This is a genomic window from Serinicoccus chungangensis (assembly GCF_006337125.1).
In the GTDB taxonomy this organism is placed as follows: domain Bacteria; phylum Actinomycetota; class Actinomycetes; order Actinomycetales; family Dermatophilaceae; genus Ornithinicoccus; species Ornithinicoccus chungangensis.
On record NZ_CP040887.1, the window covers coordinates 1,935,333 to 1,960,806 of the forward strand.

General features: G+C 67.8%; 21 protein-coding genes, 2 tRNA genes and 1 pseudogene. 14 read left to right on the forward strand and 10 right to left on the reverse strand.

Features of this window, described 5'->3' with window-relative positions:
* Positions 1-25: 25 nt before the first annotated feature.
* The 4 genes from FHD63_RS08720 to FHD63_RS08735 all read left to right on the forward strand — a co-directional run bounded on the left by FHD63_RS08720 (position 26) and on the right by FHD63_RS08735 (position 3,919).
* Positions 26-1,057, forward strand: coding sequence for a beta-ketoacyl-ACP synthase III (locus FHD63_RS08720; protein ID WP_139721725.1), 1,032 nt, complete (start codon positions 26-28; stop codon positions 1,055-1,057).
* Positions 1,058-1,142: 85 nt separating this feature from the next.
* Entirely contained in the window at positions 1,143-1,391 is a 249-nt protein-coding gene (locus FHD63_RS08725; protein ID WP_139721726.1) for an acyl carrier protein, read from the forward strand.
* Positions 1,392-1,508: 117 nt separating this feature from the next.
* On the forward strand, positions 1,509-2,768 hold the full coding sequence (gene fabF, locus FHD63_RS08730) for a beta-ketoacyl-ACP synthase II (RefSeq protein WP_139721727.1): 1,260 nt from the start codon (positions 1,509-1,511) through the stop codon (positions 2,766-2,768).
* Positions 2,769-2,803: 35 nt separating this feature from the next.
* Positions 2,804-3,919: a glycosyltransferase gene (locus tag FHD63_RS08735; RefSeq protein WP_139721728.1), complete on the forward strand. Its 1,116-nt coding sequence runs from the start codon at positions 2,804-2,806 to the stop codon at positions 3,917-3,919.
* A 43-nt stretch (positions 3,920-3,962) separates the two neighbouring features.
* Here FHD63_RS08735 and FHD63_RS08740 read toward each other — a convergent pair whose 3' ends face one another.
* The gene (locus tag FHD63_RS08740) at positions 3,963-4,478 is read right to left on the reverse strand and encodes a DUF3145 domain-containing protein (RefSeq protein ID WP_174964921.1); all 516 of its coding nucleotides are present in this window, start codon (positions 4,476-4,478) and stop codon (positions 3,963-3,965) included.
* A gap of 224 nt (positions 4,479-4,702) precedes the next feature.
* Between FHD63_RS08740 and FHD63_RS08745 the strand changes: the two genes are divergently transcribed.
* From FHD63_RS08745 to FHD63_RS08770, 6 genes are all read left to right on the forward strand, one after another.
* The gene (locus tag FHD63_RS08745) at positions 4,703-5,122 is read left to right on the forward strand and encodes a CBS domain-containing protein (protein WP_139721729.1); all 420 of its coding nucleotides are present in this window, start codon (positions 4,703-4,705) and stop codon (positions 5,120-5,122) included.
* Between the two features lie 33 nt (positions 5,123-5,155).
* Positions 5,156-5,229: transfer RNA gene (locus FHD63_RS08750), tRNA-Ile, on the forward strand.
* Between the two features lie 125 nt (positions 5,230-5,354).
* Positions 5,355-6,128 (forward strand): amino acid ABC transporter ATP-binding protein, encoded by a 774-nt coding sequence (locus FHD63_RS08755; RefSeq protein WP_139721730.1) that lies wholly within the window; start codon positions 5,355-5,357, stop codon positions 6,126-6,128.
* 24 nt (positions 6,129-6,152) lie between these two features.
* Positions 6,153-7,028 (forward strand): glutamate ABC transporter substrate-binding protein, encoded by an 876-nt coding sequence (locus FHD63_RS08760; protein ID WP_058892376.1) that lies wholly within the window; start codon positions 6,153-6,155, stop codon positions 7,026-7,028.
* An 87-nt stretch (positions 7,029-7,115) separates the two neighbouring features.
* Positions 7,116-7,799: an amino acid ABC transporter permease gene (locus tag FHD63_RS08765; RefSeq protein ID WP_139721731.1), complete on the forward strand. Its 684-nt coding sequence runs from the start codon at positions 7,116-7,118 to the stop codon at positions 7,797-7,799.
* Positions 7,796-8,737, forward strand: coding sequence for an amino acid ABC transporter permease (locus FHD63_RS08770; RefSeq protein ID WP_139721732.1), 942 nt, complete (start codon positions 7,796-7,798; stop codon positions 8,735-8,737). Before FHD63_RS08765 ends, FHD63_RS08770 begins: the two co-directional genes overlap by 4 nt.
* A 481-nt stretch (positions 8,738-9,218) precedes the next feature.
* On the opposite strand, the gene FHD63_RS08775 is transcribed toward FHD63_RS08770, so the two are convergent.
* Both FHD63_RS08775 and FHD63_RS08780 read right to left on the reverse strand, forming a co-directional pair.
* Positions 9,219-9,767: a hypothetical protein gene (locus tag FHD63_RS08775; RefSeq protein WP_139721733.1), complete on the reverse strand. Its 549-nt coding sequence runs from the start codon at positions 9,765-9,767 to the stop codon at positions 9,219-9,221.
* On the reverse strand, positions 9,764-10,114 hold the full coding sequence (locus FHD63_RS08780; RefSeq protein ID WP_139721734.1) for a hypothetical protein: 351 nt from the start codon (positions 10,112-10,114) through the stop codon (positions 9,764-9,766). The genes FHD63_RS08775 and FHD63_RS08780 overlap by 4 nt, the downstream gene beginning before the upstream one ends.
* 1,097 nt (positions 10,115-11,211) lie before the next feature.
* Between FHD63_RS08780 and FHD63_RS08785 the strand changes: the two genes are divergently transcribed.
* The 4 genes and pseudogenes from FHD63_RS08785 to FHD63_RS08800 all read left to right on the forward strand — a co-directional run bounded on the left by FHD63_RS08785 (position 11,212) and on the right by FHD63_RS08800 (position 15,419).
* Complete coding sequence (locus tag FHD63_RS08785; RefSeq protein ID WP_139721735.1) at positions 11,212-11,499, forward strand: hypothetical protein; 288 nt, start codon at positions 11,212-11,214, stop codon at positions 11,497-11,499.
* 673 nt (positions 11,500-12,172) lie between these two features.
* Positions 12,173-13,156: pseudogene (locus tag FHD63_RS08790) on the forward strand (IS481 family transposase).
* A 296-nt stretch (positions 13,157-13,452) separates the two neighbouring features.
* Entirely contained in the window at positions 13,453-14,391 is a 939-nt protein-coding gene (locus tag FHD63_RS08795; protein ID WP_139721736.1) for a hypothetical protein, read from the forward strand.
* A 176-nt stretch (positions 14,392-14,567) separates the two neighbouring features.
* Positions 14,568-15,419: a hypothetical protein gene (locus tag FHD63_RS08800; protein ID WP_139721737.1), complete on the forward strand. Its 852-nt coding sequence runs from the start codon at positions 14,568-14,570 to the stop codon at positions 15,417-15,419.
* Positions 15,420-16,262: 843 nt separating this feature from the next.
* On the opposite strand, the gene FHD63_RS08805 is transcribed toward FHD63_RS08800, so the two are convergent.
* From FHD63_RS08805 to dnaG, 7 genes are all read right to left on the reverse strand, one after another.
* Entirely contained in the window at positions 16,263-16,661 is a 399-nt protein-coding gene (locus tag FHD63_RS08805; RefSeq protein ID WP_202978360.1) for a type I restriction-modification system subunit M N-terminal domain-containing protein, read from the reverse strand.
* A 1,059-nt stretch (positions 16,662-17,720) separates the two neighbouring features.
* Positions 17,721-20,450 carry an ATP-dependent DNA helicase gene (locus FHD63_RS08810; RefSeq protein WP_238705595.1) on the reverse strand — a complete coding sequence of 910 codons (2,730 nt, stop codon included), beginning with the start codon at positions 20,448-20,450 and terminating at the stop codon, positions 17,721-17,723.
* Positions 20,451-20,465: 15 nt separating this feature from the next.
* A complete protein-coding gene (locus FHD63_RS08815) occupies positions 20,466-21,584 on the reverse strand; it encodes a helix-turn-helix domain-containing protein (RefSeq protein WP_139721739.1) in 1,119 nt (372 codons plus the stop codon).
* Positions 21,577-22,269: a hypothetical protein gene (locus FHD63_RS08820; RefSeq protein ID WP_139721740.1), complete on the reverse strand. Its 693-nt coding sequence runs from the start codon at positions 22,267-22,269 to the stop codon at positions 21,577-21,579. Before FHD63_RS08820 ends, FHD63_RS08815 begins: the two co-directional genes overlap by 8 nt.
* A 476-nt stretch (positions 22,270-22,745) precedes the next feature.
* A tRNA-Asn gene (locus FHD63_RS08825) sits at positions 22,746-22,818 on the reverse strand.
* 56 nt (positions 22,819-22,874) lie between these two features.
* On the reverse strand, positions 22,875-23,456 hold the full coding sequence (locus tag FHD63_RS08830) for a hypothetical protein (protein ID WP_139721741.1): 582 nt from the start codon (positions 23,454-23,456) through the stop codon (positions 22,875-22,877).
* 3 nt (positions 23,457-23,459) lie between these two features.
* Positions 23,460-25,394, reverse strand: coding sequence for a DNA primase (gene dnaG / locus FHD63_RS08835; RefSeq protein ID WP_139721742.1), 1,935 nt, complete (start codon positions 25,392-25,394; stop codon positions 23,460-23,462).
* Between the last annotated feature and the right edge of the window lie 80 nt (positions 25,395-25,474).

Below are 25,474 nucleotides of genomic sequence, written 5' to 3' on the forward strand. Positions count from 1 at the left end.
CCCGCCCATCTCAGGAGGCCCGCCCGTGAGCACGCGACCCGCCCTCTCGGCACCCACCACGCTGCGCCACGCCCGGATCCTGGGCCTGGGGGCCTACCGACCCGAGCGCGTGGTGACCAACGAGGAGATCATCCAGCACATCGACTCCAGCGACGAGTGGATCCGGCAGCGCTCGGGCATCGTCACCCGGCGCTTCGCCCGGGAGGACGAGACGGTCGTCGACATGGCCGAGGCCGCCTCGCGCCAGGCCCTGGAGCGCGCCGGGATCGAGACCGGCCAGGTCGACGCCGTCATCATGGCGACCGTCACGCACCCCTTCCAGACGCCGGCTGCCGCGCCCGTCCTGGCGCACCGTCTCGGCATGGAGGACCCGGCCGCCTTCGACATCTCGGCGGCCTGCGCGGGCTACTGCTACGCCATCGCGCAGGCCAACGACATGATCCGCGCCGGCAGCGCCGACACCGTCCTGGTCGTCGGGGTGGAGAAGCTCTCGGACTTCACCGACAAGCACGACCGCGGGTCGGCCTTCATCTTCGGCGACGGGGCCGGGGCGGCCGTGGTGGGGGTCGCCGACCGGCCCGGCATCGGCCCCACGATCTGGGGCAGCCTGGGCGAGCGCGCCGACGCCATCACCCAGCGCGAGTCCTGGACCGACCTGCGCCCGGCCATGGAGACGAGCGGGCGCGCCGAGCCGCTGCACTGGCCGGCCTTCACCATGCAGGGCCAGACCGTCTTCCGCTGGGCGGTCTTCTCCATGGCCCCGGTCGCGCGCCGGGCCGTCGAGGCCGCCGGCATCACCCCGGCCGACCTGGACGCCTTCGTCCCCCACCAGGCCAACATGCGCATCACGGACGCGATGGTGAAGGCCCTGGAGCTGCCCGAGCACGTGCCGGTCGCGCGCGACATCGCCGAGACGGGCAACACCTCCGCGGCCTCGATCCCGCTGGCGATGAGCCGCATGCTCGAGGAGGGCGAGGCGCCGCACGGCGGCCTGGCCCTGCAGATCGGCTTCGGCGCCGGGCTGGTCTACGCCGCCCAGGTCGTCGAGATGCCCTGAGCGCGCCCACGATGACTCCCGTGACCCGGCGGGCGAGCAGGATCCCGGGTCGGCAACTGTTGTCCACGCTAGGAGAGAACGCACCATGGCACTGAGCGAGCAGGAGATCCTCGCGGGTCTGGCCGAGATCGTCAACGAGGAGACCGGGCTGGAGGCGGAGGAGGTCCAGATGGACAAGTCCTTCACCGAGGACCTCGACATCGACTCCCTGTCGATGATGACGATCGTCGTCAACGCCGAGGACAAGTTCGGCGTCCGCATCCCCGACGACGAGGTCAAGAACCTCACCCACGTCAAGGACGCGGTGTCCTACATCGCCAACAACCAGGGCTGACCCCGCCCCGGCCCGGTGCCCCGCGGACCGCGACGCACCGGGCCGGCCCCAGCCCGACGGCATACCCTGATGTCGTCGACCTGACCACGCACGTCCCGTCCCAGGAGGCCGCCACCCATGACCGACACCACCCAGACCTCGCGCCGCGTCGTCGTGACCGGCCTCGGCGCCACGACCCCCGTCGGGGGCACGGCGCCGGAGACGTGGGAGGCGATCGTGGCCGGCCGCAGCGGTGTCCGGACCCTGGAGCAGGACTGGGTCGCCGAGCACGAGCTGCCGGTGACCTTCGCCGCGCCGATCCACACCGACCCGCTCGAGGTGCTCAAGAAGGTCGAGGTGCGCCGCAACGACCCCTCGGGGCAGTACGCCCTCATCGCCGCCCGTGAGGCCTGGGCCGACGCCGGGGCACCGGAGGTCGAGCCCGAGCGGCTCGGCGTCGCCATCGGCTCCGGCATCGGCGGGGTCCACACGCTGCTGAGCCAGTGGGACGTCCTCAAGGAGAAGGGGCCGCGCCGCGTCTTCCCCCTGACCGTGCCGATGCTCATGCCCAACGGCCCGGCGGCGGCCGTCTCGCTCGACCTCGGGGCCCGGGCCGGGGCGCACTGCCCGGTCAGCGCCTGCGCCTCGGGCGCCGAGGGGATGGGCCAGGCCCTCAGCATGATCCGGGCCGGCCGCGCCGACGTCGTCGTCGCCGGCGGCACCGAGGCGGCCATCCACCCGGTGTGCATCGCCGCCTTCGCCGCGATGACCGCCCTGTCGGGGCGCAACGACGACCCGCAGGCCGCCTCGCGGCCCTACGACGTGGACCGCGACGGCTTCGTCATGGGTGAGGGCGCCGCCGTCATGGTCCTGGAGTCCGAGGAGCACGCGCGGGCCCGGGGGGCGCGGATCTACGCCTACCTCGACGGGCTCGGCATGTCCTCCGACGCCTACCACATCACCGCCGGTGAGCCCGAGGGCGCCGGGGCCGCCCGGGCCATGGAGGAGGCCATCGCCGACGCCGGCCTCGCCACCACCGACATCGCCCACATCAACGCGCACGCGACCTCCACCCCGGTCGGGGACGTCGCGGAGACGCGGGCGATCCACCGGGCCTTCGGCGCGCACACCGGCGAGATCGCGGTGACCGCGACCAAGTCGATGACCGGTCACCTGCTGGGTGCGGCCGGTGCGCTGGAAGCCCTGCTCACCGTGCTGGCGCTGCACCACCGCCAGGTGCCCCCGACGCTCAACCTGGATCAGCAGGACCCCGAGATCGACCTCGACGTCGTCACCGGCACGGCGCGCGCGCTGCCCGAGGGCCAGCTGGCGGCGGTCAACAACGCCTTCGGGTTCGGCGGCGTCAACGTCGCGCTGACCTTCACCTCGGCCTCCTGAGCCGCGGCCCGGCCGCCGGGTAGGCTCGCCCCCTCATGCACATCCTGCGCGTCGCCAACTTCGTCAGCCCGACGTCCGGCGGCATCAAGACCGCGCTGCGCCACTGGGGCGAGCACTACCAGGAGGCCGGCCACCGGGCCTCGCTCATCGTCCCGGGCCCCGGGCAGGAGATCGCCGAGGAGAGCCAGGGGCTGGTCTACCGCGTGCCCGCGACCCCGGTGCCCGGGACCGGCTACTCGCTCATGTGGAGCAGGGTGGGGCTGTCCCGGCTCATGGACGCCATCGCCCCGGACGTCATCGAGGTGTCCGACCGGTCCACGACCCGGTGGATGGGCCGCTGGGCGCGCCGCCGCGGGATCGGGTCGGTGATGATCAGCCACGAGAACATGACCGGCATCCTGGTCCGGCGCACCCCGCTGCCGGAGCGGCCGGCCCACTGGGCCGCGGACGGCATCAACCGGCTGAGCGCCGCCGACTACGACGCCATCGTCTGCCCGAGCGCGTTCGCGGCGCAGGAGTTCCACCGCAACGGCCTGGCCGCGGACGTCGTGCCGTTGGGGGTGGACCTCGACACCTTCGTGCCGACCCGTGACCTCGCCGACGGACCGGCGCCCGGTGCCGACCGCCCCCTGCGCCTCGCGCACTGCAGCCGGCTGTCGCCGGAGAAGAACCCGGCGCTGTCCGTCGAGACCGTGCGCGAGCTCGTCCGGCGCGGGCACGACGTCGAGCTGACGGTCTTCGGGGCGGGACCGATGCTGGAGGACCTCGTGCGCCGGGCCCAGAACCTCCCGGTCACCTTCCACTCCTACGTCACCGACCGCCGCGAGCTCGCGGTCGAGCTCGGTCGCGCCGACCTCGCGATCTCCCCCGGGCCGCTGGAGACCTTCGGGCTGGCGGCGCTGGAGCTGCTGGCGTGCGGCATACCCGTCGTCTGCTGCGACGAGGGAGCGCTGCAGGAGGTCGTCGGGGACGGCGGGGTCGTCGCCGCCTCCACGCCTACGGCGTTCGCCGACGGGATCGAGGAGCTGCTGCGACGACGCTCCGCCCGCGCGCGGGCCCGGGCTGCCGCCGAGCGGTTCAGCTGGCCGGTGAGCGCCCGACGGATGCTCGACGTGCACGAGCGCGTCGCCGCGCAGGCCACCGCACGATGACGCGAGCCGCCGGCCTCACAGGTGACCGGCGGTCCGCGTCAGGTCAGCCGACCTTGTGCAGCCAGGTCGCCGGAGCGCCCTCGCCGGCGTGCCGGTAGACCTCCAGCTCGGCGTCCCACGCCGCACCGAGCGCGCGGTCCAGCTCGACGGTCAGCGTGGCCGCCGAGCCCGCCGCGGACTCCATGATCTGCCGCAGCCGGTCCTCGTTGACCACGACGTCGCCGTTGGCCGACAGCCGGGCGGTGTGGATCCCGAGACCGGGGGTGTGCGTCCACCGCACGCCGTCGCTCCCGCGGCTGGCTTCCTCGACGACCTCGTACCGCAGGCCGTCCCAGCCGCGCATCGCGCTGGCGATCGTGGCACCCGTGCCGGCCTCGCCGGTCCAGGCGAACTCGGTGCGCATGGTGCCGGGCTCGGCCGGCTGGCCGACCCAGTCCAGCGACACCCGGGTGTCGAGGACACCCTCGAGCGCCCAGGCGATGTGCGGGCACAGCGCAGTCGGGGTGGAGTGAATGAACACCACCCCGCGAGTCATGACTCGTGGCATGACGACGGACATCCTGGCCTCCTGTGTGGTGAGGGACGTCTTCCCCAACGACCTCGACCTACCCAGGCGACCGCGGTATGCCGCGCGCTCGGTCTCATTGTGCTCTCTCGTCCCGCAGGGAGCAAGTGTCACGCCAAACTTTCTGCATCCCACCAGCCCCAGAGGTCACCGGCGTCCTGGTGAGACGCCCCGGCAGGACACGTGACGCGACGTCAGGTGTCTGCTAGTTTCGCGCCATGCGCGTCGCCGACCTCATCAGGAAGAAGGGCAGCACGGTCTCGACCCTGCCCGCCACGGCCACGCTCGCCGAGCTGCTGGAGACGCTCGACGACCAGAAGATCGGTGCCGTCGTGGTGCTGGACGGCGAGACCGTGGCCGGCATCGTGTCCGAGCGCGACGTCGTGCACCACCTGCGCGCCGGTGCCGGGGGCGAGGCGCCGCTGAGCGACCTCATGACGACCTCGGTGCAGACCTGCACGCTGGCCGACGACCTCACCCACCTGGCGACCACGATGACGCAGGGCCGCTTCCGCCACCTCCCCGTGGTCGAGGACGGCCGCCTGCTCGGCATCATCTCCATCGGCGACGTCGTCAAGGCGCGGCTCGACGCCCTCGAGGCCGAGCGCGACCACCTGGAGTCCTACCTGCGGCAGTGAGCACCCCACGGCCTCACTAGACTCGGCCCCCGCGGGCCAGTAGCTCAGCCGGTCAGAGCAGCGGACTCATAATCCGTCGGTCGTGGGTTCAAGCCCCACCTGGCCCACTCCCCCGGACCGGTCGTCCGCGTGCCTCGCGCCCGACCCGCGGCGCCGCGCCGAAGGTCACAAGTCGGTGACAACACCCCGAACTTGCTGCCCGGTGGCGGCATACCCGTCTAGGGTGCGCGACATGACCGACACCCGTGAGTCGCCCGGCACCGGCCTGGGCGCGCCGCTGGTCGTGCTCGAGGACGTCAACAAGCACTTCGGCGACCTGCACGTCCTCAAGGACATCAACCTCACCGTGCACGAGGGCGAGGTGGTCGTCGTCATCGGGCCGTCCGGGTCCGGCAAGTCGACGCTGTGCCGCACCATCAACCGGCTCGAGTCCTACGAGTCCGGCACCATCACCATCCACGGGGACGAGCTGCCCAGCGAGGGCAAGGCGCTGGCCCGGCTGCGGGCCGACGTCGGGATGGTCTTCCAGAGCTTCAACCTCTTCAGCCACAAGACGATCCTCGAGAACGTCACCCTGGGGCCGATCAAGGTGCGCCGGAAGAAGGCTGCGGAGGCCAAGCAGCGCGCGATGGAGCTCCTCCAGCGGGTGGGCGTCGACCACCAGGCGGAGAAGTACCCCGCCCAGCTCTCCGGCGGCCAGCAGCAGCGCGTCGCGATCGCGCGCTCCCTGGCCATGGACCCGACCGTCATGCTCTTCGACGAGCCGACCTCGGCCCTCGACCCGGAGATGATCAACGAGGTCCTCGACGTCATGACCAGCCTGGCCAAGAGCGGCATGACGATGATCGTCGTCACCCACGAGATGGGTTTCGCCCGCAAGGCGGCCGACCGGGTGGTCTTCATGTCCGACGGCGCGATCGTCGAGGAGAACACCCCCGAGGAGTTCTTCACCAACCCGCAGTCCGACCGCGCCAAGGACTTCCTCGGCAAGCTTCTGACCCACTGACCAGTTACGACAAAGGAGAACCCCATGCGTTCCACCACCTTCCGGATCGCCGCGCTCGCGGCCGCCACCGCCCTGACCCTCACCGCCTGCGGCGGTGACGACGGCGGGGAGGCCGACGCCGGCGGCGAGGGCGAGTCCAGCGAGGAGAGCGCCGCCGAGGGCGGCACCGACGGCGAGACCGTCACCATCGGCATCAAGTTCGACCAGCCGGGTCTGGGCCTCAACGAGGGCGGCGACCCGACCGGTATGGACGTCGACGTCGCCAAGGCGGTCGCCGAGGAGCTGGGTTACACCGAGGACCAGATCGAGTGGAAGGAGGCGATCTCCGCGCAGCGCGAGGACCTGCTGGAGTCCGACCAGGTCGACATGATCTTCGCCACCTACTCGATCACCGACGAGCGCAAGGAGCGGGTCCAGTTCGCCGGCCCGTACTTCGTCGCCGGCCAGGACCTCCTCGTGCCGACCGACAGCGACATCGAGGGCCCCGACTCCATGGGCGACGCCATCCTGTGCTCGGTGACCGGGTCGACCTCGGCCGCCCGGGTCAACGAGGAGTACGGCGTGGCGCTGCAGGAGTACGGCAGCTACTCCGAGTGCATGGAGGCCATGGCCTCCGGCCAGATCGGCGCCCTGACCACCGACGACACGATCCTCGCCGGCTTCGCCGCCCAGGACGAGTACGCCGGCCAGTTCCGGGTCGTCGGCAACACCTTCTCCGAGGAGAACTACGGTGTCGGCCTGCCCCAGGACTCCGACCGGTGCGAGGAGATCAACGAGATCCTCAACGGCCTCTGGGAGGACGGCACCATGGACCAGATCATCGAGGACAACCTCGGCGCCGCGGACTACACGCCCAACGCCGACCTCAACCCGCCGGAGGCCGGCGGTCACTGCGCCTGAGTGCCTGACTGACTGACCCGTCTCGCTGCGCCGGGGCCGAGGCCCGTCTGGGCCCCGGCGCAGCCACCACCCTGGAGGGAGCTGCCCGTGCTGGAGCTCATCGAGCAGTTCAACGTCATCGGGGCGTTCTGGCTCAACATCCGGCTCGCGGCCGTGTCCTTCGTGCTGGCCATGGTCGTGGGGACCGTCGTGGCCATCCTCCGCCTGGCGCCCGTGTCGGTCCTCAACTGGTTCGGTGCCACCTACGTCACGCTCCTGCGCAACACCCCGCTGACCCTCATCATCGTCTTCGCCAACCTGGGGCTGTGGCTGCAGCTGGGGATCGAGTTCGTGCCCCGCGAGGGCAACCCCAACTTCATCCTGGAGAACAACTTCTGGCTCGCCGTCCTGGGGCTGACCGTCTACCACGCGGCGTTCATCTGCGAGGCGATCCGCTCCGGAGTCAACACCATCCCCGTGGGCCAGAGCGAGGCCGCTCGCTCGATCGGGCTCGGCTTCGGCCAGAGCCTGCGTGAGGTGATCCTGCCCCAGGCGTTCCGAGGTGGCATCACCCCCATCGGCAACGTGCTCATCGCCCTCATCAAGAACACCACCGTGGCGGTGGCCATCGGCAACCGGGAGATCGCCTACCAGATGCGCAACATGATGGAGTTCCGGCCGGACGCCGGCATCCTCATCTTCCTCATCGTCGCCATCGGCTTCGTCATCCTCACCCTGCCGGTCGGGCTCGGCACGAGCTGGCTCTCCGCCAAGCTGGCGGTGAAGCGATGAGCGCGCAGCAGGTCCTCTTCGACATCCCCGGGCCCAAGGCGCGGGCCCGCCACCTCCTCTACGGCGTGCTGGGCACCCTCGTGCTCCTGGGGCTGCTGGTGCTCGTCCTCATCCGGATGGCCAACAGGGGCCAGTTCGAGGCGGCCAAGTGGACGCCGTTCCTCGAGAGCAACACCTGGACCTTCTACCTGCTCCCCGGGCTGCTGGCCACTCTGCAGGCGGCCGCGGTGGCCGTCGTGCTGTCCATGGTGTTCGGCATCGCCCTGGCCATGCTGCGCATGTCCGACATCACGCCGGTGCGCTGGGCCAGCGGCGTCTTCGTCGAGTTCTTCCGGGCCGTCCCGGTGCTCATCATGATGATCTTCACCTGGCAGATGCTGGTGAAGAACCCCACGATGGTCCGCCTCATGGACTCCCTCGGGCTCACCGGCGCGAACGCGACGTTCATCGCCGTCGTGGTCGGGCTGGTCCTCTACAACGCCTCGGTGATCTGCGAGATCGTCCGCAACGGCGTGGGCTCGCTGCCGGGCGGCCAGCGCGAGGCCGGGCTGTCCATCGGACTGAGCTCGGCCCAGGTGCGCCGCTCGATCCTCGTGCCGCAGGCCCTGACGTCGATGCTCCCGGCTCTCATCAGCCAGATCGTCGTCATCACCAAGGACTCGGCGCTGGGCTACATCATCACCTACCCCGAGCTGCTGAGCCGGACCCGCCAGCTGGGCTCGGCCAACGCCAACACCCTGGCCGCGTACCTCGTCGCGGCCGTCATCTTCATCCTCATCAACTACGCCATCACCAAGCTCGCCGAGTGGATCGAGGGCCGGCAGCGCCGCAAGCGCCGCGGCACCCCCGGCGGTGGCGCGCCGACCGAGGACGAGGAGCAGGCCGGCCAGCGCGCGGCCGGTGCCGCGCTGGGAGCCCAGGCCAGAGCCGGCGGCTGACCCCCGGCCCCTGCCCGCACAGGGCGCACGAACAGCACGCACCAGACGTGCGGTCGGAATGTACCGGACGCGCGCTGCACATACCCGGACGCCCGTAGCCCGTACCGGCACCCGGACCGAGTCCGCTGACGCGTCCCTCGTCGTCGCGCCGACCAGGATCGGCGCCCCCATCCGCGTCGAGAGCGGCGTGGACAGCTGCGTCCTGCTCACGGCGAGCCTCGTGGGCGGACGTCGCGCGGTCAGTGCGAGCTGGCGCGCGTCCGGTGTGTGCTGAGCACGCGTCCGGTGTGTGCTGAGCACGCGTCCGGTGTGTGCTGAGCGCGCGTCCGGTGCGGCGGTCGGGCGAGGGCGGGACGACGAAGGCCCGGAGCGGTGTGCTCCGGGCCTTCTCGGTCTGTCGTGAAGCTCCCCCGACTGGACTCGAACCAGTAACACAGACTCCTGAGGTGACTTGACCTGACCTGCGCGTGCAGCCCTGGGCCTAGACGACAGCACGTAGGAGCCATCGTGGCGGAGGTGCCGGCACGAGGGTGGCCGCCTGCGCGACGTCGGCTCGCACCCGGTCCAGGTCGTGCTGGGCGGCCTCGAGGAATCGGCCACACATCGCGGCCGCCTCGGCCAGGCCGCCAGGCTCATCCCCGGCCGTGCGCAGTGTGTGAGCTGCCGCCTCCAGGCACGAGGTGAGCGAGGCGGCGTGCGTGATCGCGGCGTGCAGGGTCTCGGTGACCAGGGTGGGTGTTCCCGTGGTGCCACTGTCGACCCGGCAGGCCCAGTACAGCTGGCCCAGGACCGTGGAGCACAGCTGGTGGTCCTGCGCGACCCGGCCGGACAGCTCGACCCACCCAGCCGGGGTGGCGGCGACTTCATGGCGCTGGTGCAGCGGAGACAGGCGTGCCTCGACCCGCGCGAGGGCGGCCCAGCGTGCCAGCAGCCGGTCGTGACAGGTAGACAGTTCCAACCCGGCGTTGGCCAGCAGCGTTGCCAGCTCCCCTCCCCGGACGGATCGTGGGGGCATCTCGCTGTGGCTCATCGGTGTACCCCGGGGGGCGCGTTGTAAGCCCTGGGGTGTGCGGTGGTCTGGGCCGCGCGCAGTCTCGCGGTGGCGGCTACGGTCTGGGCCTGCGCTGCGGCACTATGGACGCTGACCTTGGCCACCTCGACCGGACCGTCCAACCCGAGGGCGACGGTGCGCGACCTGCCCACGTCCTCGGTCATGCCGAGCACTTCTGCCGGGTCGCTGTGGGCGCGGTCTCGGCCCACGGTGGCGAGCTCGCCCGTGGCCCCAGTCCAGTCCCGCAGGTCCTCGGCCACCGGTAGGCGCTGGACGATCGCGTCGTGCAGTCGCTGCAGACGGGTGTGCATCGCGTCCTGGTCCACCCGTTCCTGCTCCGTGTCCGGTGCCGGCATCCCCGCCAGAAGCACCTGCCCGGCCGCCAAGGCACCGCGGGCGTGCCCCAGGTGCTCGCGCACGTCGCCGGCGTCACGGGAGGCCTGCTCCGAGCCGCGCCGCAGGTCCTTGCGCGCTTCCTGGAGACGAACGGCTGACCGACCCCACGTTCGCCCTTGCGGACCTCGATATCGACATCGCCCAGGGCCACCAGAGAACGGGAGACGTCTTGGTGGACCGCGGCCAGACTGTCCCGGGCCATCCGGATCCGGTGATCCGCCTGACCCAGCACCCACGCCAGCTCCTTCGCTGAGGCGGCGTACGCGCTGGCCGCGTCTCGCGTCGCGTTCACCGGCCCGTTTCCTCATCAGCTTCGATGCGCCCACGGGCGACCGGGGGCACCTGGTCCAGCCGGCCCTGCAGCTCGCCCAGATGCTCCATGGACACCTGCCTCACCTGACCGGGGCTCCACCCGACGCGGCCCTGCGAGGGAGAGAGCACTGGGCTGCGCCGGCGATGAACGATTGACCGCCCACACCCTCCACAAGCCGCTGCATTGTCACGGGCGTTCAGGGCGTGAGGCCCATGTCATGGATTGGCGCAGGCTCCCGACAAGCCTCGCCCCGCCCGTCGTGCGGCGCGCTCCGCGGCCACGTACGACGCCGGCGCCCCCATGTCGGCCCGGGCCGCGCCGGGCGCCACCATCTCGCGGCCGATGTCGACGCCGGCTATCCGAACGGAACTCAGGAGCCAACCGTACCGGTCGCGATCTCGGCCTGACCCCGGCGGCACCAGGGATGACCTGGGCGCCCACTGTGGGGCAGCAACGGGTGCAGCACCTCCACCAGATGCTCTGGCCAAATCAGCCCGCGGCTCCGCACTGGTCCAGTCATCTCGGTGCTCACCGGCGCCACGTCGGTCGACTTGAATGAGGTCAGGCACCGCCGCCGTCGGGCCAGCAGACCCGCTCCAGCATCGCTCCGCCGGGCTGCACCGCCCGTCGGTAGGCGCCTTGACATCTTGGTAACGAGAGTACAGAATACAGAAGCGCGCGGCGGCTGGTCGCGCTTTACAGGGAGGCATGTACATGGCTGACCAGCAACTGACGAGCGTCCGATTCGACGTCGAGACCTTGCATGTGTTGAAAGATCTCGCTGTCGTAAACGGCACGAGCGTTGCGGCCGAGATTCGTGAGGCTGTTGAGTCGCACATACGGGAGGTAGCCTCCAGGCCGGACTTTGTGCACAGAGTGGATGCGCGTCGTCAGCAGATGGAGGCCGAGGCGACTGAGTTTGCTGCGAAAATTCGCCAACTCGCTGTCGACGGCTCGCGGGTCAGCAAGGAGTCAGAAGGTCGCGGCACTGCGGAACTCTGACGCGCCCGACCACACTTTTGAGGGAACCCTTGGGGGAGTCTGGCCACCGCTGACCGTGTCCCAACTTCGTGGCGCCACGGCCCCACAGCCGCGACTAGCCAGTGGTCGCCCAGTCAGATGTAGTACTCACCGTCCGGAATGCAGGGGCGACACTTTACGGCTTTGCGAAGACATCTCCGAAGGTCAGAGAAACCCACCTCGGTAGAGGCACCCCTCTTGATCCCGCCACGGCGTCCGGTCGTTGCCTGCTGCCCCCACCACTGCGGCCCTCTACACGCACTTGGCGGTGAGGGGCCCGAAGTAGACGACGTCGAACGTCGATAAGGGCGTTCACTGATTGCGATCATCTACCCGAGGAACGGGTCAAGAGTTGCTCCCTCAGCGCCGACGAGGAAGTCCGCTTCCCCGCCCAACGAGACACTGTCGTGGAGGCCCTCCCTAACAGTGGGCCTGCTGCCCTGTGCCGACCAACGGCCCCGGGGACGACGTCAGAAGTGCCATGGTCGGGTCTCACATTCTTGGTCCTTCCCGATCTAGGGCCCCTACGCCTAGATGTACTGACCGGGGACGTTGGTTGAGTGGGTGTGATCCGCTGATCTGCTCAGTGACAGATGAGGGCCTCCTGCGGTGGAGTTGAACTGCCTAGGTATCCGCTCCGAAACAGGAGGCCCTCATGTCCCACGCTAACGCTGCGCTGACCCCGCGGGCACGGTTGCGCGTTGCCCGGCTCGTCGTCGACCAGCACGTCCCGGTCGTCGAGGTCGCAGCACGGTTCCAGTGCTCCTGGCCCACCGTCAAGCGGTGTGCGACCCGCTACGCGGCCGGGGAGAGCATGATCGACTGCCCCCGCCGGCCCTGGTCGATGCCGGCCAAGACCTGCCCAGCCACGACGAAGCGGATCGTGTCGCTGCGGCTGCGCAAGCGGATCGGGCCGGTCCAGCTGGCCGCGGCGGTCGGGGTCGCACCCTCGACTGCGCACCGCGTCCTGGTGCGGTGTCGACTGAACCGGTTGTCGCACGTGGACCGGGCCACCGGGGAGCCGGTGCGCCGCTACGAACACGAGCACCCGGGTGACCTGCTGCACGTGGACGTCAAGAAGTTCGGCAACATCCCCGACGGCGGCGGATGGCGCTTCGTCGGCCGTGAGCAGGGCCGACGGAACAGGTCAGCCACCCCGGACAAGCCCAAGAACCGGCCCTACAACCCCAAGATGGGCCACGCGTTCGTGCATACCGTCGTCGATGACCACTCCCGTGGGCTACGCCGAGGTCCACAACGACGAGACCGCGGCCACCGCGGTCGGTGTCCTGGCCCGGGCCGTGGCCTGGTTCGCCGCCCGTGGCATCACCGTCCACCGAGTCCTCTCGGACAACGGCTCGCCCTATGTTTCCCACCTGTGTCGCGACACATGCACCGAGCTGGGCATCAAGCACTCCCGCACCGGCCCCGCCGCCCACAGACCAACGGCAAGGTCGAACGCTTCCACCGCACCCTGGCCGACGGGTGGGGATACGCCCGCTGCTACACCTCGGAGAACGAACGCCGCCAAGCCCTGCCACGATGGCTCCACGAGTACAACCACCACCGACCCCACACCGCCTGCGGGAACCAGCCACCCATCACCCGCTTAACCAACCTGTCCGATCAGTACACCTAGATCCCCACATAGACCGGCCAGGTGAGCCTGACACTCACTCCCGCCGGAGCTGCGGAGCCCCATTCCAGGTGGCTCTACACACTTCACCATGTCCTGGCAACCCAACCCCGGCTGGCCGGCACATACCCTGAGCCTCCAGGTCGCGTCACAGCGACCTCACATCAAAAACGTGCTGGCTACCCTCTCACTAGTTCTGACAGCTCCCAACGCAAGCTCGGACTCGCTCGTTGACTACATCGCCGAGCATGACGATACACTCCGAACACCGACCGTCGGCACACAGAAGGGGCTACACAATGACCTCACCGAAGTCGAGTCTTGTAGCAGATGTGCTGAGATATGCCGCGCAAGAAACGCTGAGGCATCTTGAGACGAGCGACGCGTGGGAAGCGTTCACACTAGAAGAAGGGCAAATACACACGGGAGATGACCCTATCCAGGCCGACGAAAACGCCCAGCTTGCGTTTGAGAAAGCAACGGAGTCACATCTAGCGTTTGATCAACTAAATATACATGCGTTTTCCGGTGAAGAACGTTTGAAGCCAATATCGGGCGATTACAAGCGAGGGTCAAGAATCATCTTCGTAGATCCGCTTGACGGCTCATCTTTATGGAGCATATTCCGGCAGGGCTACTGCGTTGGAGCCATGTCACTAGTAGCCGACGGTAATGGACGTTGGGATTTCGAATGCGGACTGGTCGCTACTCCGGTGCACACATTTACCTTGCTTGACGAACAACTGATGTTTGGGGCAACGTTCAGCCCCTCCCGCTTAGACACCTACCTAGCATCTGCCGAACCCGAGAATCAATACCGCGGCCCGTCACTGGCAATGAGTGGATATAAGGCTCGGGACCGCGACTGGGTGATTGCGCTGATGGGCGCATTGCCTGATTGGGACATCATAACACTTTCGGGCAACACTGCGACTCCCTACGTTGCTGCCGGAAGCCTCACCGCGGCTTTGAGCCATCGCCCTCAAACCACTTGGGACGCACTTGGCGTTTTGGCCGTGGCAACTACTGATGCAGTCGTGGGAGACATTGAAGGCACAGTGGTCCACGGGCCATCATTTCGCAACCGATTTAGCAAGCTCCCTGACCTAGATAAGAACACCAGGACTGTTCCGCCCACAATCGTCGCGAAGACGGAAGAAAGGTTCGTAGAGGTCGCCAATGCTGTCGAAGTGGCCGACGCGCAGAGCCCAAGGCCAATGGGCCTAGATCCGTTTTAACGGTCGTGCCACCTCTTGACGTGGGAGCCTCGCTCAAGATTGCCGGTGCAGGGGTTTCGCTAACCCGATCAGTTGCTTCATGGCTGGCCAAGGTGGGGCCCTCACGCCGTCAGTCATCGCTCCTAGGCAGTCTCTTCGGAGTCGAACTAGCAAATTCTCATAGCTACCGAGTCGGGATGCTTCATCCGACAGCATCTGTTGGAAATACACACCCTGATGACCGTATTGCGCTCGGTTCACTCGCCGGCCCAGCCCTTCGACAATCGCTCGAGAGACAATGGAGAGAAGAGGACTTCGTCCCCGTCAACTTTGAAGAAAATCTCGTATTGATAGGGTCTGCTGGCCCCGAAGGGTTGTCTAGACTGATTTTTGGATACCGCAACAACGGGAAGTTCCTCGAGTATGTAGGGACGCCGCTTGACCTGCCTTACCATTGGGTCGAGGACGAACGTGAAGTCCGGTCCGAGTGCCTGCGCTATCAATCGGGCGGCGCGGTTACGACGCGTCCTAATTGGGGTGTTCGGTCCCTCAAGGGGGCTGCTGGTGCAACACGATTTCCCGAACTTGACAGACAGCACTTTCTCGCGAGTGATCTTTTGCTTGTGTCGCGGATACCAAACTTTCTTTCTGTCACGAGGTCTGGTTCAACACTGATCAGCGTGGGGGGTACTCACGGGGTGGGCACGCGTGCCGTGTCATTAGTCACCAAGGACCGGGACGTGGTTTCACAAATACTTGAGACATTGCGCGAGAGTGGAACTGACTATTTCCAGGCCTTATTGAGTGCCGAGAAGATACATCACCATGAAGGAAGCGGTTCTGTCGCGACGACGGTTCGTCTGCTCGACGTTGTGCCATTGCATTTCACAGACCTGCAACTAGAGAAGGCGTTCGACTCTGCCGCATCGGCTTACACCGGTTGGGTGTCGGAAACATCGACTCGTGCGAACCAAAAGCCGTTCTCTACTAGTCCGAATAGGATTATTCGACCATGGTTTGGCTATGGTCCTTTTGAGGGACCCGAGTAGTCCGTCGGTTTGCGCAGCTAGAGACATCCATCGCCTACCACGCTCAAGTCGCGACCGTGCATATATTGGGATAGACAACCGACCGGTAAGGACCTTCCTGCTACCGCTGGCGCGGCCTGAACAACTCTTGACGCCTTGTGCCGTACATCGGCTGTTGACTCCGCGGATGCCGCATACCCGGGCAACCGTCGAACATCAGGTGGCTCGTCGGCCTGACCCCCCCCCCCCCCCCCCTAGTTCGAAGCCCCGATGCAGCACCGGGCCGTGGATCTCACTTGGACGAAATCGACAGGTAGGCGAGAATCTTTGGCCTATCTAGCGCTTGGACGAGGTCCAGGAGTTTTCGGTGGGCAAGCCGTGTTCCGTGCTAAGTACTACAGGCGGCGGGACCTCGGCCGCGAAGCGATCGCACACCATGAGGGCACGATCTGTCCTCGGCGCCCCCGGACGCTTTGGACCTCGCGAACTTTGGCCGCCACGACGCCCTTCGCAACGCAACTGGCAGGTTGTTGGAGCTGCTGAGCAAGTGATGGCTGCGGTGCCCAGGCCCGCTGTCGACTCTGACGCGGGTCCGCTAGGACGCACCCGGCCCCGCTGCCTCGTGTACACGGGTCCTCCGTGTTTCAGGACACCCACGGATGCACACCGTCGCACATTCGTCGGCGATCATCGACTTCGAGAGTGCGCGACTCGTGGGGAACGATCTACGAGGGGACTCGATGGGCGCGGCGGTCGCCAGACGTAGTGGGCGCGTTCAGCCGATCACCTGCGATTCTATTCATTATGGAAGGTAATAGAAAGAAACGCATGGCAGCGCCAGGGGCCGCACCAGCCAGCACTCACTCACACCCGTAGAACGGTTCGCCGTCCCTGGTGATCGTCGCCCCGTCCTTCAGCTGGGACGTCTTGAGCCCGGTGATCGATGTTCTCCGTCCGCGAACGCACGTCGCCAAACAGGCAACCCTCAGGGATGACGAACCGGTGGTTCTCCGCGAAAGCGGCGAACTCGTGGTCGCCGCCGGAGCTCTCCAGCGACTGCCCGTACTCTTCCAGGTACACGTCGCTAACGCGCTTGAAGAAGAGCAGCGGGAAGATGTACGCCTTGAAGTCGGCCTGGTCGACGCTTCCCCGGAGGAGGTCGGCCGCCCGGGCGAGGTGCCCCTCCAACTCAGTCAGCGTCATCGGCGGACCGGTGGGCACGAGAGCACGCGCTGCACCCTTAGCCTCATCCTCGTTCAACATGACGTCCCCCGTGACCGCTTGCTTCGCTACTCATCCTCCCCAACCTATATCGGGTGTCCGACGGAGCAGCGGAGGGACAGTCGGACCGATCGGACACCACCTCCGATAGTCGTGCCTGCGATCAGCGGCGATCCCTCTTGATCTCACCCCCATCTCACGCGCCGTGGCCCAGCCAGGCACACCGTCTGCTATGACGCGCCGCGTCTGCCTACCGCAGTAGCCCGAACACCCAACTCAAGGCGGAGTGGTCACGGCAAAGGTCACCGTGCTTCTACCTTCACGCCGCAGCCTGCCACGGCTACTGGCCGGCCATCCCACCATCTGCCACCTGGCCGATCCCGCAGTCGCCTTCCTGGCTTGGCGGGGCTAGACAACACCCCTCTGCTGCGTCTCGCGGGGGCGCGAGGACACCCAGCCCCGATGCCGACCGCCTTGCGGAGACGCATTCAAGCGCGGGCATGGCTTCGCAGAGCCTGATCGACGCCGGCCGGCGTCGGCGCTGCCATCCTGCCGTTGGTGCCTCAAGATGCACGCAAGATGCACGATGGACCACCTGGTGGGAGTGAAAGGGGGCCCAAACTTGCCTTCTAGCAGTTCAGAGGTTTGGACGATCGCCAGTGACTAGGTGGACGTGAAGGGACTCGAAGCTCTCACGTCCCGGCGGCGGTACGCCGCGAGCCCGGACCACCAGACTGCTAAATCGTGCCGGCTCCCGTCAGCACACGGACACGTGGTCGCATTTCCCCCTCAGCCACATACGTCATACCGCCCAGAATGGGTCACCGTCGCGTCCGGAGGTTTCGCGCACCCTCAGGGCCTCCGCGACACGCGAGGGTCGTGACATCGCGACTCGCCGAGATTCGGACGAGGCGCCTGCATCTTTCCGGTCCTGGGACTTCGTCCGTAGCCGACAGCACCGAGTGCGGACGCCGCCCGGTCCGATTTCTTGTCTCGCTGACGACGAAATCGCGCTTGGGCTCAGACGCTGGGCTGAGATCCTATGAGCCTTGCTGGGGTCCATGGCCGCCTCGCTGCCGACAGTCGCTCCGGGGCTGACGGCTACGGTCGGGGGCGCGCCCTCGTCCTTGTTGGCCGGGTACCCATTGGCACGACGCCGCGGCGGGCCTTCAGCAGGCTCTCGTCCTTGATGTTCTCGCGCACCGCTAGCCGGCTCAGGATCCGCTGCTGCGTCTCTGGAGTCCAGAAGATCCCGAGCCGTCGTCGTGCTCGGGTGATCGCCGTATAAAAGATGTTGTGCGAGATCCGTTCCTCGTTCGCATCGGTGATCACGACCTTGACCGAGTCGTATTCGAGGCCCTGCGCCTTATGGATCGACACCGCGTATGCGATCTGAAACGGGATAAGCGTGTTGAGCATGTCGTCGTCCTCGTCGCTGCTCGCGCGCTCGAAGACATCGAATTGGACCGTCGACTCCCCTACCCAGCGGAGCTCCGTAAAGGCCACCTCGCTTTCGGTGACCTGCTGCTCGAGGTCGACATCGAAGGTGATACGCCCGGGAGCGCGATCAATGGCGACGATCTTGCCCTTCATGTTGTTGAAGATGACGGGCCGGAACCGGTCAGTCTCGTTGAACAGCACAGGATCGCCGACCTTGTAGGTCGACTCACCCCAGCCGACCGCTGGGCTGGGGTTGCCCGCCTGCAGGAAGCGGTTCACGTTGTTGATGCCGTACAGGCCGTCGTAGTTGAGGCAAAGGACGATCTCGTCATCGCGCCAGCGCGTGAACAGTTCCTCGCCTAGTTCCATCGAGTAGCCATTTTTCGAAAGCGACTCCTCGATGCGGTCGTCGAGACTGCGCACTCGGTCCCAGAGCGTGAGCAGCGCGTCATCTTCGGTCCGGAACGGCTTAGTGAGCTCGAACTTGGAGCCTTCGGGGATGTAGGAGCGGGCTAGGCTGAACCAGTTGCCGAACTGGATCGACTGGATCTGGTAGACGTCGCCGACGAGCACGAGCAGGTCAAACTCGGTGCAGCCCAGCACCTTGAGCAGGCTCGCGTTGTCGACGGTGCTGCACTCGTCGATGACCACCACGTCGTACCTCGAGCCAAAGTCCTGAGCCTTGAAAATGTGACCGGTGATGGTTCGAAACTCCGTGTTCGGCGCGTCGACGCGGCGCTTTAGGTTGTCGACGGCTGGGTTCGTGTGCGCAAGGAATAGCTTGCTACTGCCTGCAAAGTAGTTGGCGATGTGGTTGACCATCGTCGATTTCCCGGTGCCGGCCGCTCCCATGACGAGCGCGACGTTCGACTGTTCAAAGAGAGCCTTCAGGGCCTCCGCCTTCGAGGAATCGTCGATCCGGCCAGGGTTCGCATGCAGCCAGTCCTGCACGTCATCGGCATGCCCGTTGAGACCCTCGCCAGCGATCTCCTGCAGCTTCTCGATGATCGCGACCGTGTCGTCCTCGTAGCCGACAATAAAGACGTGCCGATTCTCGTGCTTGAGCTTCCGAGGCGCGTGCCGGTCGGTCGGCGGCAGGAGTCGGTTGTGCCTGGCGATCAGCTCGTCCACGTCGCCGAGATCTTCGCACTCTGTAGCCGGGGTGTAGATAGCGCCATGCTGCTCGACGTTGTTCCTCACGCGCCGTGCCAGCAGTTCGTGCTCTCGGCCGCTCGCGTCCAGACTCTCCGCGAGATCTCCGAACCGTGGAACGTGCCCGCTCGGAGCGGTGCAGAACGGCATCTTGTCGAACGGGCTGCTTCGTGAGGTAAGCCGGAGTCCCCATAGCCAACCGTTCGGCTCCGGGTCGTACTGGGCCTTGATGACACGGTTGCGCATCTGGAGCATCAGGTACCGCAGCACCCGGGACCCCGGTCGGTTTGCGCGGATAACCTTCCGGGCCTCGTCGAGTGCGGGGAAGATCACCGCTGAGCGGCGCGAGTCCTGGAGGGCCCAGTCGCGGATCTGGCTGTAGCTCGCATCCGTCATGTCGACTAAGTCGAGGAGGCTGGAGCGGGTCGTCGTCAGGTAGCGCATCAGGTTGCGGTACTCGGCGTGACTCGACTGGACTTGCGACGCCGGACCGAAGATGCGGGCGAAGTGCTCGAGCTCGCACGGGCGGATCGAGACCTCCCAGGCACGGATAATCAGGATCGGCATGGTCTGGCCGAGCACCGTGATCGACTCGCTCGACAGGTCCAGGTACGCCGCGTACTTGTCGGTCATGTCGACGTCGGTGAACGCGATCATGCGATCGAACTTGCTGGTCCAGTCGTGGGCGTGCGAGAACGTCACCTCGTAGTAGATCCGGCCACCGACGAAGAACGGCCGCGAACTGTGGACGTAGTAGCGCTCGCGGCGTGGCTCCGTCGGCGTCGCCCGGGCATCCTCGATGCGCGAGGCGATCTTCGCGTGGTACTCGCGGAGAGACGGGTCAAGATCGACCGGGAACAACTCCAGGTTGCCGAGGATGGCGATGCCGAACTCCCTCAGCGCGAAGTCACGCGCGCGGAGCAGGTACTCGTAGTACTTGAGCATCAGCCGCTCGGAAGGGTCCTCATCCAGCGTGTAGTGCGAAGTGCTGGCTTGGAGCAGGTTGTGGAACCGGCTCAACAGCCGGAACTTGGCCGTTGCCTTGACTGCCTCCAGCGCGGGGCCCACCCGGTTGTAGTGAAACTCGGCGGACGGGTCGCCGAGGTGCGACCAGACGATAAGCCCCTCAACCAGATTCCGGAGTTGGGCGAGAAGGTTCTGCGATAGGAACCCGCGGTCATCGGCGTAGCGCTCGATGTTGTGGCGGATAGCGCTGTCCGTGCTGCGCACCTGCTGCACTACGGACGCCACCGGTCAGCCCTGGCCGTTCACGAGCCGCAAGACCGGGCGCTCGTCGGCGTCGCCCAGCAGGTCGCGCACCTGCGCCGGGCTGAGCTTCAGCGCCTCAGCGAGGGCCGGGAGTCCCGCTCCGTTATCGCCGGCAAGAGCCGCGGCCTTCTTCAGCAGCGACGGTATCTCTCCCGGGTACGCGTTGGTAGGGTCGGCCCGCGGGTCGTCGGTTATAGAGAGGCGCTGGTAGGCCCGCCGTGCCGACGACTCGCTGGTCCGGCCGCGCTCGACCATTCGGCGCACGAGCGACTTTGGCGAGACTCCCCAAGTCCGTCCCAGCCGGTCCAGGGCCGCCAAGTCGAGCCGCTGCGGGAGCGCCGCGTCCATAGCGGCCGCCGGAGTCAGGAACGCAGCGGCGAATTCGTCGGCCTCCTGCTCGACCGTCGCGCTGTGCTCGCCAGAGTCGCCGTGCAGCAGCAGGTGTCCGATCTCGTGGGCGACTGAGAACCTGTGGCGGAAGACGTTTTCGCTGCGGCGCGGGGTAGTCATAATGACCGGTCGATCGACGATGACCGCCGAGAAGGCGTCGACTGCGTCGATCTCGTGCAGGGGGCGCACAACTACCACAATCCCGCGAGACTCCGCCGTGGCGACCAGGTGCTTCACGGGCCCGTCCAGCAGGCCCCAATACCGCCGCAGCACCGCGGCGGCCTCGGTTGGCCTCGTCCCGGGCGGGAGTGAAGGGAGATCCGCCTCGGGCAGCCGTACGTACCGCTCGAGCGCGAACGTCAGCTCCCACACGAAGGTGGCGGTGGCCAGCGCCTTCTGGCGGTCGCTGACACGAGCTGACCTCAAACTGCGGAAGTGCGCGCTGACCGCGTCAATGCGAGCCATGGGACGGCCGGCGCCAAAGAACTGGGGGGGGACCTTGAGAGCCTCTGCCAGCCTGTCGAGGACCTCCGGGCGCGGCGAGTTCACTCCGGCCTCGTATTGGCCGATCGCCGCGGCCGAGACGCCGACGAAGGTGGCCAGATCGGCCTTGCTGATGCCGCGACGCGCCCGCACCTGGGTCAGCCGTGCTGGCTCGAACCGGCCGGTCCTCCCGGTCGGAAGCTCGAAGAGGCCTAGGCGGTCCTCAGGCATTTGGCCCCGAGCCTTCCTCCTTGCGAGGCTCGACCTTCGGCAACACCGGTGACCCGCTGTCGAACGCCTCGACACGCGATGCGTTACCTTCAATGACAGGCTCCGGCTCCCAAACGACTTCCTGCCCACGTAACTCGACCGTGCCATCGCCGTGGAGCATGGCGACAGCCCACACGATCGATTGCAACTGCCGCGGGGTCGACGCGACCAGCACGAGTACCAGCGGCATGCTGTCGCCGACCGCCTGGAGCACCGGGCCGACCTCACCCTCATACGTAGGGTCCTGGGCCAACTCCTCCTCGTCCGACAGGCTCGGCTCCCACAGCGCTGGGTCGAGCGGAGCAGTCGTGAAGCTGTGCCTGCGGGTCGGGCTTGACGCGAACTCACTCACGGCGTTCGGGCTGTTCGGGACGCGCCAGACGTACACCAAGCAGTCGTTGACGACGGGGATCTCGTGCCCGCCGGGAGACAGCTTGCAGGATCGGAAGCCGCGAGCCTTCAGTGCGTCGCGCGTGTCGTCCAGCAAGTCGCGCCACTGGCTTCCGAAGCCCATCGCGTACCGTGACTCGGCGACCAGATGCGCCTCAGCCGCGCGGGCATGACGCGCCCGCACAATCTCGACCAGAAGATCACGCAAACCGGGCGCCTCAGAGCCGAGAACCTCGGCGGGCGAGTCGGGGCTCATGGGCGATCCTCCTGAACCGGGTGTCCGAGGCCGCCGTTCGGCTAGGACGAACTTCAGTATGTCACGCGATGCACGCACAAACGCTTCAGTGCGTTCACTCGGCGTGGCGAGCCGGATGCTGGGTCTGAGATCGCCAGCCTCCGCACACGTCCGGGTCTGCCGCAAGTCGCTCATGGCGCTGGTCGTCGAGGGAGGTGCGTCTCAACGCCGCCAGTGACCGTGCCCTCCCTCGCTCAACTAGCCGGTCTGGGTGTGAACGCGCCCGAGGCCGCCGCCCGAGGCAAGGGCGCCGTCCGCAACGCAAAGTCAGGGGCTAGTCGGCGTGCCGCAGAGGTCCCGAGGGCATCGCAAGCACCTCCAACGGGACCCTGACAAGACCGCCCTCGTCGTTTAGCGGGGTGCTGCCATCTCCCACGTAGCCCCCACGGAAAACCCCCTCTGACCTATTTGAGCTGGTCAGAGGGGGTGTGAGTGCGCTCCCCCGACTGGACTCGAACCAGTAACCTGCCGGTTAACAGCCGGCTGCTCTGCCAATTGAGCTACAGGGGATCGTGCAGCAGGCACTCTAGCAAGAGCTGGCCCGTCCGCCGAAATTCTGCGCCACCTCAGCCGAGCCGGTCCTCGGGAGGCTGCGGGGGCAGGCCCACCTGGTCGCGCAGGTCGGTGCGTGCGGACCGGACGGCCGCAGCCAGCTCGGCGTCGGACTCCCCCGCCCCGCGGCCCCAGAGGACCTGCTCGAGGAGCTCGCGGGTGGGCAGCACCTTGCGGATGCTCACCCGCGCGGTGCGGCGCGGACCGAGGTCGACCGAGCGCAGCAGCACCACGCTCGCCGAGGTGCGCTCCCGGAAGACCTGCGGCACCATGCCCGGCCCGGTGCGCCGCTGCAGCACCCACTGGCGACCGCCGAGCTGATCGACGAAGGACACGGCGAGCGCCCACAGGTCGGGGTCCCAGGCGCCGGTGTCCACCTCGTGCCAGGGCCGCTCGAGCAGCACCTCCCCATCGTCGGCCACCTCGAGGAGGCGGAAGGTCGTCAGCACCACCCAGTGACCGGCGCCGTCCTCCTGGGCGCTGGCGAGCACCTGCTCACCGCCTCCCAGCGTGGGCCTCACCGCCGCGGGCAGGTCGGTGGGGTCACCCTCCGGCTCGGGGGTCGCCCCGATCGTGCGGGTCCTGAACCACGGCATCTCTCACTCCATCCTGGACCGCAACCGGGCCCGTTCGCGGTGCAGCTCCATGAGCCGCTCGTCCAGCCGACGCTTGTCCGGGCTGCCCTCCGGCGCCCGGGACTGCTGACCCAGCAGGTCGGCCACCTCCTGCTCGACGCCGGCCAGCCGCACCCGCAGGACCAGCCAGTCGACGAAGGCCTCCCGGGGCATACCGGTGTCGGGGTCGAGGCGGTCCGGGAGCGTCGCCACGGACAGCTCGTGCACGAGCGGGTGGACCGGCGGCGGGGTCCCCGCGAGCACCGCCTCCACCCAGCCCCGCACGCTGCGCTGCGCCGCCCCCTCGATGCCCCCGGCCTGGCGCATGGCGTGCCAGACCGCCCGGTGCATCGGCGCACGCAGCGCCTCGGGCTCCAGCTCGTCCATGTCCTCGGGCACGACGGCCAGGGGGTACTGGAGCGCCACCTGCACCAGCTGTCGCTCGGCGACCTGGACCGGGTCGCGCAGGTCGGGGTGCGGAAGCGTCGGCGCAGGAGGACCCTCCTCCGCCGGAGACGTCTGCTGACGGGCCGCCGGCGCCGCAGGGGCCGGTCGGCTGGCAGCCCGGGCGACCTCGGTGGTCAGCAGGTCCGGGTCGATGCCCATCCACCCGGAGACGTCCCGGACGACCTCGGGGCGCAGCGTGCGGTCCTTGATCTGGGCGAGGATCGGTGCCACCGCCCGCACGGCCTGCACCCGCTGCGCCGCCTCGGACAGGTCGTAGGGCGCCAGCGTCGTGCGGACCGCGAACTCGAAGAGCGGCGTCGCCGAGGCCACGAGCTCCCGCACGGCGCGTCCCTGCTCCTCCCCCTCGTCGTCCTTGGTGGCGATCCACAGGTCGTTGGGGTCCTGCCCGTCGGCGGCCACCGCGACGTAGGACTGGGCCGCCCAGCGCTGGTCCTGCTCGAAGGCCTTCATCGCCGCCTTCTGCCCTGCGGCGTCACCGTCGAAGGTGAAGATGACCCGCGCCGGGGCGCGCCCGGCCTCGTCGCGCAGGATCCGCCGCAGGATCGAGATGTGGTCGCTGCCGAAGGCGGTGCCGCAGGTGGCCACGGCCGTGCCGACCCCGGCCAGGTGGGCCGCCATCACGTCGGTGTAGCCCTCGACGACCACCGCGGTGCGCTCGGTCGAGATCGCCTTCTTGGCCAGGTCGAGGCCGTAGAGCACGCCGGTCTTCTTGTAGATCGGCGTCTCGGAGGTGTTGAGGTACTTCGCCGGGCTCCAGTCGTCGTCGAAGAGCCGCCGCGCCCCGAACCCCACCGTGTCGCCGGTGATCGCCCGGATCGGCCAGAGGACGCGCCCCTGGAACCGGTCCGAGAGACCGCGGCCGCGCCGGTTCGCCAGCCCCCCGAGCACCAGCTCCTCCTCGGTGAACCCCTTGAGCCGCAGGTGCGAGACGAGCGCGGTGCCCTCGCGCGGGGCATACCCCACCATGAACTGCGCGGCGTGGCCGCCGGTGAAGCCCTTGTCGCGCAGGAAGTCCCGGCCCTTGCGGCCCTCCCCCGACCGCAGCAGCGCCTCGTGGTAGAACTCCTCGGCCACCCGGTGCGCCTCCATCAGCCGGGTCCGCTGCCCGACCGGCGCCTGCTCCCCCCGGCCGCGACCGCCAGGACCCGTCTCCTCGTAACGCAGCGTGATCCCCAGCTTGTCGGCCAGGCGCTCCACCGCCTCGGAGAAGGTGAGGTGGTCGATCTCCATGAGGAAGGAGATGACGTCCCCGCCCACCCCGCACCCGAAGCAGTGGTAGCTGCCAACCGTGGTGCGGATCTGGAAGGACGGCGTCTTCTCGTCGTGGAACGGGCACAACCCCTTCATCGCCCCCACCCCGGCCGTGCGCAGCGTCACGTGCTCGCGCACGACCTCCTCGATGGAGGCCCGCTCCTTGACCGCCTTGACGTCCTCGTCCTTGATCCTCGGCACCGCCACCTCCTCCGCTCCACGCGCTCGTCCCCGAGTCTAGGTCGCGTCACCGACGCCTCCCGGGCCGGCCGGAAACCTGG

Coding starts and splice junctions, on each gene's coding strand:
- FHD63_RS08735 (WP_139721728.1), top strand. CDS start 2,804: ATGCACATCCTGCGCGTCGCCAACTTCGTCAGCCCGACGTCCGGCGGC.
- FHD63_RS08725 (WP_139721726.1), top strand. CDS start 1,143: ATGGCACTGAGCGAGCAGGAGATCCTCGCGGGTCTGGCCGAGATCGTC.
- fabF (WP_139721727.1), top strand. CDS start 1,509: ATGACCGACACCACCCAGACCTCGCGCCGCGTCGTCGTGACCGGCCTC.
- FHD63_RS08740 (WP_174964921.1), bottom strand. CDS start 4,478: ATGTCCGTCGTCATGCCACGAGTCATGACTCGCGGGGTGGTGTTCATT.
- FHD63_RS08775 (WP_139721733.1), bottom strand. CDS start 9,767: ATGAGCCACAGCGAGATGCCCCCACGATCCGTCCGGGGAGGGGAGCTG.
- FHD63_RS08820 (WP_139721740.1), bottom strand. CDS start 22,269: ATGAGCCCCGACTCGCCCGCCGAGGTTCTCGGCTCTGAGGCGCCCGGT.
- FHD63_RS08805 (WP_202978360.1), bottom strand. CDS start 16,661: ATGTTGAACGAGGATGAGGCTAAGGGTGCAGCGCGTGCTCTCGTGCCC.
- FHD63_RS08755 (WP_139721730.1), top strand. CDS start 5,355: ATGACCGACACCCGTGAGTCGCCCGGCACCGGCCTGGGCGCGCCGCTG.
- FHD63_RS08760 (WP_058892376.1), top strand. CDS start 6,153: ATGCGTTCCACCACCTTCCGGATCGCCGCGCTCGCGGCCGCCACCGCC.
- FHD63_RS08800 (WP_139721737.1), top strand. CDS start 14,568: ATGCTTCATCCGACAGCATCTGTTGGAAATACACACCCTGATGACCGT.
- FHD63_RS08745 (WP_139721729.1), top strand. CDS start 4,703: ATGCGCGTCGCCGACCTCATCAGGAAGAAGGGCAGCACGGTCTCGACC.
- FHD63_RS08830 (WP_139721741.1), bottom strand. CDS start 23,456: ATGCCGTGGTTCAGGACCCGCACGATCGGGGCGACCCCCGAGCCGGAG.
- FHD63_RS08815 (WP_139721739.1), bottom strand. CDS start 21,584: ATGCCTGAGGACCGCCTAGGCCTCTTCGAGCTTCCGACCGGGAGGACC.
- FHD63_RS08785 (WP_139721735.1), top strand. CDS start 11,212: ATGGCTGACCAGCAACTGACGAGCGTCCGATTCGACGTCGAGACCTTG.
- FHD63_RS08770 (WP_139721732.1), top strand. CDS start 7,796: ATGAGCGCGCAGCAGGTCCTCTTCGACATCCCCGGGCCCAAGGCGCGG.
- FHD63_RS08795 (WP_139721736.1), top strand. CDS start 13,453: ATGACCTCACCGAAGTCGAGTCTTGTAGCAGATGTGCTGAGATATGCC.